Source organism: Aquimarina sp. 433, assembly GCF_054054605.1.
Genome location: NZ_JBSWZK010000070.1, coordinates 1 through 218, shown reverse-complemented (window position 1 = coordinate 218; position 218 = coordinate 1). Strand labels below are relative to the sequence as shown.

Annotated in this window: 1 protein-coding gene; it reads left to right on the top strand. The window is 39.0% G+C overall.

The features are described 5' to 3' along the window. Positions 1-218 (top strand): hypothetical protein (locus tag ACWNT5_RS24370; RefSeq protein ID WP_456518879.1); only part of this gene is annotated, 218 nt, incomplete at both ends.

Sequence of the window (218 nt, the reverse complement as noted above, 5' to 3'; positions counted from 1 at the left end):
ATTGATGAGCCAAGTGAGGACTTAACAGTTAGTGGTACAGTTACCAGTGGTAATACGAGTAATACCGATCCAAGTGGTACGGTAACGATTACCGATAATGATAATACCCCTACGGTTAGTATTAGTGATATTACAGTTGCAGAGGATGTAGGTAATGCTACGGTTACAGTAAGTATTGATGTAGCGAGTAGTGTAGATACGGTTATAGATATAGTTAC